This is a genomic window from Erythrobacter sp., from assembly GCF_036351135.1.
Lineage (GTDB): Bacteria > Pseudomonadota > Alphaproteobacteria > Sphingomonadales > Sphingomonadaceae > Erythrobacter.
In genome coordinates this window covers 1-5,170 of the sequence record NZ_JAZBON010000016.1, presented here as the reverse complement: position 1 = coordinate 5,170, position 5,170 = coordinate 1, and the positions used below count along the sequence as shown (strand labels likewise).

At 60.6% G+C, this 5,170-nt stretch carries 4 protein-coding genes; 3 read left to right on the top strand and 1 reads right to left on the bottom strand.

What is annotated here, in order from left to right:
* The 3 genes from dcd to V2I30_RS04700 all read left to right on the top strand — a co-directional run.
* Window positions 1–331 (top strand): dCTP deaminase (gene dcd, locus V2I30_RS04710; RefSeq protein ID WP_330660926.1); only part of this gene is annotated, 331 nt, incomplete at its 5' end.
* A gap of 85 nt (window positions 332–416) precedes the next feature.
* A complete protein-coding gene (locus V2I30_RS04705) occupies window positions 417–1,130 on the top strand; it encodes a hypothetical protein (protein WP_330660925.1) in 714 nt (237 codons plus the stop codon).
* Window positions 1,131–1,490: 360 nt separating this feature from the next.
* On the top strand, window positions 1,491–2,681 hold the full coding sequence (locus V2I30_RS04700; protein WP_330660924.1) for a saccharopine dehydrogenase family protein: 1,191 nt from the start codon (window positions 1,491–1,493) through the stop codon (window positions 2,679–2,681).
* A 6-nt stretch (window positions 2,682–2,687) separates the two neighbouring features.
* On the opposite strand, the gene V2I30_RS04695 is transcribed toward V2I30_RS04700, so the two are convergent.
* Window positions 2,688–4,919, bottom strand: coding sequence for a TonB-dependent receptor (locus V2I30_RS04695; protein ID WP_330660923.1), 2,232 nt, complete (start codon window positions 4,917–4,919; stop codon window positions 2,688–2,690).
* Window positions 4,920–5,170 lie beyond the last annotated feature (251 nt).

Genomic DNA, 5,170 nt, shown 5'->3' with positions numbered 1-5,170 from the left:
CGACGTCTGCGTCATCCCGCCCAATTCCTTCGCGCTCGCCCGCACAGTCGAATATTTTCGCGTGCCCGAGGACGTGCTGGTGATCTGCCTCGGCAAGTCCACCTATGCGCGCTGCGGCATCATCGTGAACGTGACACCGCTAGAGCCGGGATGGGAGGGGCATGTGACGCTCGAATTTTCGAATACGACGCCGCTGCCCGCGCGGATCTACGCTAACGAAGGGGCATGCCAGTTCCTGTTCCTTCAGGGCAACGAACGCCCCGAGGTCACCTACGCCGACCGCGCGGGCAAATATATGGGCCAGAAGGGCGTGACATTGCCGCGGCTGTGAGGGGTGGATGTGGCAGTTTGCGACCCAATTGCAAAAATGCGCTGTCTCCCATAAGCACACCTGACCAACCCCATGAGAGGTACCAATGAAAGCCTCTTTCGTCGGCATTTTTTCGGTCTTTCTGATCGCTTGCAGCGCAAGGGCACAGGGAGAGGCACACGACTTCCGAGCTGTCTATAGCGGTGGGAATGGTGCCTTAGAAATGACCCTCGAATACTCTGTTGATGGCAATCTTAAGGGCGAAACGAAGGGGCAAGACATGTGGCTCTTGCGGCGGGACGGAGTGAATTACTTTGTTATTCCGCAAGAGGACGGCGCTGCCGTTTTGGATACGCGGATAATGTCCAAGCTGATGAGGGATGTGATGCCCGACAATCTCCCGTTGGGCGAGGTACCACAGCTAGAAGTCGTGGAGGCTGGTGAGACTGAAATTAACGGCCGCGAGGGGATCGGATACCGGCTAGCGGGCGCACCACCGGGCGGACCGTTCTTTCTTGTGATGAGCAACGATGAATCGCTGGCCCGACTGGGTGATGCTATGCTGGCGCAGGTTCGAAGCTCGGTCAAATTGAATCCGATTGCAGGCAACTCGTTCGACAATGTTCTGCAAATAATGGCTACCGGCGCTCCGATTTCCTACGCTGGCGCTGACTTAACTTCCTTCGAGATGGTCGAGTTGACCCCATCTGTTTTCGAGCTTCCGAGCGAGCCATTAGATGAAGCTGCCTCCAGGCAATTGATGATCGAACGCAGGATGATTCCGAGCGAGAAGATGGAACTGCCTAGTTTCGACGATTGAAGTCGCAACGCTTGCGGTTTGATCGAATACCGGCGAGCTGGAAACCGTTAAGCGATGCCATGCACGTTCTTCGAGTCCCGCAGTGTCCGCTTCTCACACAAAGGTCGACATTTCCTACATCCAATCGGCCCGCTATCTTCGCCTTGAGGTCGTTCATACTCAAACCCGAAATGCGTTTCGAGTTGGAGAAGTGTCACTTTAGAATACCGAGATTTTTCGTAGTAACGTCAGCGCATTAAACCGATAATGGCCGGGTGACACCGAGTCACTTATGTCACTTTGGCGGGGATGCGGATAAGGCCCAGCTTTTGACACGTGCGGCGGGACTCCGCATGGCATCAGGGTAAAGGAGAGTGATCCATGGTCGACACCAATTCCAAGGCTCGCGAATTCGACATCATCGTCTATGGCGCGACCGGCTATACCGGGCGCTTGGTCGCCGAATATCTCAACAAACACTATGCCAACCGCGACGATGCGCCGAAATGGGCGATGGCGGGGCGTAACCAGGCGAAGCTGGAGGATGTGCGCACCCTGATCGGCGCGCCTGACGATACGCCGCTGGTAGTCGCCGACGCGGACAGCCGCGAGGCGATGGAGGCGATGGCGAAGCGCACGCGCGTCGTCCTTACGACGGTTGGCCCCTACCAGCTCTACGGCGATGAACTGGTCGCCGCCTGCGCGCGCACCGGTACCGATTATGCCGACCTTTGCGGAGAGCCTGCCTGGATGGCGGAAAAGATCGCCGAGCTGCACGACACCGCGAAGGAAAGCGGCGCGCGCATCTGCTTTTCCAGCGGGTTCGATTCGATCCCCTTCGATCTGGGCGTAATGATGACGCAGAAAGCGGCGAAAGAGCGATTTGGCGCGCCCGCCAGCCGCGTCCGCGGTCGCATGCGCGCGATGCAGGGCACCTTCTCCGGCGGCACGGCGGCCAGCCTTGGCGCGACGATGAAGGCGGCGGCAAAAAACCCCAAGGTCTTTGGCATGCTGCGCGATCCCTTCGCCCTCACCCCCGGCTTTGTCGGCGTGGACCAGCCAAGCGGCATGATCCCGCAATATGAGGAGGACCTCGGCAAGTGGGCCGCGCCCTTCGTCATGGCGCCGATCAACACGAAGAATGTCCATCGCACCAATTTCCTGCTCGGCTACCCCTACGGACAGGATTTCAAGTATGACGAGATGGTGTTGACCAGTCCGGGCGAAGCCGGAAAAGCCGCAGCCAGTGCAGCGCTCGAAATGATGAAGAACCCTTTCGGCGCCAAGCCGCCCAAGCCCGGCGAGGGGCCGACCCCGGAAGAGCGCGACAACGGGTTTTACGATGTGGTTTTCGTCGCCGAAGGTCCGGACGACGCGACGCTGCATTACAGCGTGAAGGGCAAGTACGATCCGGGCTACGGCTCGACCAGCCGGATGCTGGCCGAGACCGGCATGGCGCTGCTCGCGACGAGCGGCGATGGCGGGATCGGCACGCCAGGCTCGCATCTCGGTGAGACACTGGTTGAGCGCCTCACCGAGCATGCCGAACTCACCTTCGCGCTGGAAAAATAGCCGCCGTTAGAAGCTCAGCCGCACGCTCGCGCGAATGTTGCGGCCGGGCAGCGGCACGAAGTCCTTGGTGAAGCTCGCGTGGCGGCGGCCCGTCACATCGAACAGGTTCTCGCCCGCGACCTGGAGCACCAAGTCCGGATTGCTGGGGATCGGGCGGAACGAGGCGTAGAGATTGACGAAGGTGAAATCGTCCGTCGCTGTCTCGAACTCCGCGACCGCGTCCTGTTCGCCGAAATACTGAACCTCGCCGCGAAGGTCGAACTGGCCGACCTGTGCTTCGAGCGCGCCGTACAGCGTCAGCGGCGGAATGCGCGGCACGTTGCTGCCATCGCCGAGTTCCGCTTCGACATAGGATGCGCGCAGATCGGCGATCAGGCCGAAGTCATCAGTATCGATAAGCGGGAAAGCGACTTCGCCCTCGACCCCGAAGAAATCCGCAGCTTCCTGCAGGAAGACGAAGACCGGCAGATCGTCCTCTTCCTCGCCGGTAGGCGACAGGAAGATGTAATCGTCAAACCATTGCGCGAACACCGACAGGCCGAACTGCGCCCGTCCGATCGAGCCGCGTGCAAACGCTTCGGCGCCCCAGGCGCTTTCGGTCACGAGGTCCGGATCGCCGATCTCGAAAGCCTGCGTGGCGATGTGCGGGCCGTTGGCGAATAGCTCTTCGCCTGCCGGAGCGCGCTCGGACCGCGATCCGGTGACGCCGAGCCGCACATCCTGGTTCCCGCCGGGCGAAAAGACCAATGAGGCGGCGCCGGAGAAGAGATCGAAGTCGCGCTCGATATCGAGCGGACGGGACCTGACATCGACATTCTCATACCGCGCTGCGCCTTCCAGCTGGAACGCGCCGAGTTCGATTTCCTGAACGGTGAAGAAAGCCAGCTGCTCGGTATCGTTGGGCGCCACGAAAGCTTCGGCACCAACCGCGGAGAAATCGCGCGTGGTATATTGCATGCCGATGATCCCGCCCGATGCCTGGAGCAACTCAGCGCGCGCTTCGATCGTCTCGCTGTCGAATACGGTGCCGACCTCGTCGCCTTCGAATTCGGTGTGCTCGTAGTTTGAGTAGCCCGCGCGCAGCTTCAGGCGCGAGAAAAAGCCTTCGCCAAGCGCGATGTCGCCGCGGAAATCGGCACGGAACTGCTCAAGACCGATCGTGACATTTTCCTCCTCTTCGCCTTCTTCGTCACTGTGGTCTTCATCGCCGTGCTCCTCGCCCTCTTCTTCACCGTGATGGTGGTGCTCGGCGCCGGGACGACCGATGAGGCCATAATCCGTGTCGTAGTACCCGATCGATGCGCCGAAGGTCGATTCCCCAAGGATGAGGCCGAAGCCTGCGTTGATAGTGTAGTTTTCCGTCGCGCTGTTCGGCAGATAATTCTGCTGGTTCGCAACTTCGCGCAGCTCTTCGGCTTCGTCGAACGCGCCTTCCTCCTCTTCCTCGGCGGCTTCTTCGAGGACCTCGGCGCGCAGGTTCGGCGCGAGCTGGAAGCCTGGGATCTCCAGATCGTCGGTCTCCCGGTACGAGCCGTCGATGTGCAGGACAAAGTTCTCGGTCATCGCCGCATCAATCGACGCCCCGCCGCTGCGCAGATTGCTGACCGTGTCGGCGGCCGCGAGCGCATCGACGTGAATGCCTTTTTCCGGGACCGCGATGGGAATGCGCCTTTCGATCACATTGACGACGCCGCCAATCGACTGGCTGCCAAAAAGAAGCGCCGCCGGACCGCGCAGAACCTCGATGCGCTCGACAGTCAGCGGCTCGATGGCAGTGGCGTGGTCGGCAGAGGTGTTGCCGACATCGCCAGTGCCAAGGCCATCGATCTGTACCCGCACACGCTCGCCATCTAGACCGCGCAGGATCGGGCGCGAGGCGCCTGGAGCAAAGCTGGTGGCCGAAACGCCGGGCAGCTTGCTCAGCACCTCGCCGATCTGGCCGTTGATGTTGCGCTGAAGCTCATCGTCCTCAACGATGGATTGCCCAGCGATGATATCGAGATCCTTTAAGCCGTCAGCGGTAACGAGGATATTGCCGCGTTCATGCGGATCGGTTCGATCATCGCGCTGCCGCTGGCGCGCTTCCTCGATCCGGGTGACGGGCTGCGCGTCAGACGGGTCCGCCTCGCTGGTCTCGGCGGTTTCGGCGGCCGCAATCGCCGGCGTAGCGGCGCTGGCAAGAACAAGCGTGCTTGCAAGCGCGAGACGAGAGGATGTGAAGCGCGATGCGAAATTCATGACAGATCGTGTCCCGAGATGTGATGTGATATTGTCTCTTACACTTACCGATAACGACCTTGGGCGCAACCGACACGTGCTCCTCGTCGTCGCGCTTGCCTTAGTTCAGGGGTAAATAGCGAAGCCCTGCGGCAACAATGCAACGCAGGGCCTGGGCCACGCGCGTTTTCTGATCCGGTTATCGCAAAAATGAAAAATGGAGCGGGCGAGGCGATTCGAACGCCCGACCCCAACCTTGGCAAGGTTGTGCT

What these genes read in the sequence shown, in the direction of transcription:
- V2I30_RS04700 (WP_330660924.1), top strand. Translation starts at nt 1,491, where the DNA reads ATGGTCGACACCAATTCCAAGGCTCGCGAATTCGACATCATCGTCTAT.
- V2I30_RS04705 (WP_330660925.1), top strand. Translation starts at nt 417, where the DNA reads ATGAAAGCCTCTTTCGTCGGCATTTTTTCGGTCTTTCTGATCGCTTGC.
- V2I30_RS04695 (WP_330660923.1), bottom strand. Translation starts at nt 4,919, where the DNA reads ATGAATTTCGCATCGCGCTTCACATCCTCTCGTCTCGCGCTTGCAAGC.